This is a genomic window from Bacillus sp. 05T31 (assembly GCF_056396725.1).
Genome location: NZ_JBFTMA010001075.1, coordinates 1 through 975 on the forward strand (window position 1 = coordinate 1; position 975 = coordinate 975).

General features: G+C 39.2%; 1 protein-coding gene. It reads right to left on the bottom strand.

The window, feature by feature from the left end; genetic code table 11:
- The coding region (locus AC1DJR_RS31435; RefSeq protein ID WP_477004408.1) for an amino acid permease at nucleotides 1-968 on the bottom strand (968 nt) is incomplete at its 3' end.
- Between the last annotated feature and the right edge of the window lie 7 nt (nucleotides 969-975).

The following is a 975-nucleotide window of genomic DNA, read 5'->3' on the forward strand; positions in this document are numbered from 1 at the left end:
GATGCGTACATGCCAGAGTTACCAGCAGATAAAACTGCAGTTAAAATAACAGCATTCATAACGGAAGCAGCGAAGGCAACGCCCGCTTTTTCAAATACAAGTGTAAATGGACTTACTGTAACATCACTTGCTGCAAGGCTATCAGTCGTATAAGGAATTAATAAACCGATAACGAGAATTGCTAAAATATAGAATAATAGAATGCGCCAAAAGATAGAACGAATTGCTTTCGGAATATTACGTTCTGGATCAGCAGTTTCACCAGCAGCCACACCTAATAATTCAGTTCCTTGGAATGAGAAACCAGCGGCCATAAATACACCGATAATTGCCATGATTCCACCGTTAAATGGTGCATCTGCAACAGTGAAGTTTTTAAAGCCGACAGATTCGCCGCCCATAATTCCAAAAATCATCATAAAACCGACAATTAAAAAGATAATGATAGTAACTACTTTAATAAGTGCGAACCAATATTCAGATTCACCAAAACCTTTAACAGATAAATAGTTTAAGAGAAAAATAATAGCTAAACAAAGTCCACTCCAAATAAGAGAAGGTGTATCTGGAAACCAAAATTTCATAATTAATGTTACGGCCGCTAGTTCAGCAGCGATCGTAATCGCCCAGTTATACCAATAGTTCCATCCAAGTGCAAAGCCAAGTGATGGATCAACAAATTTTGTTGCATAAGTACTAAAAGATCCAGTAACAGGCATATAAGCTGCGAGTTCTGCTAAGCTTGTCATTAAGAAATAAACCATAATTCCAATTGCAGCGTATGCGACTAATGCACCGCCAGGACCAGCTGAATGGATAACACCACCGCTGGCAAGAAATAGTCCGGTACCGATTGTACCACCGAGAGAAATCATCGTAAGGTGACGAGATTTTAATCCGCGTTTTAATTCACCTTGTCCTTGTGTAGTTTGCGTTTTAGAGGTAGCTTGATTCGTTGCGCTATTCATGTTCAAC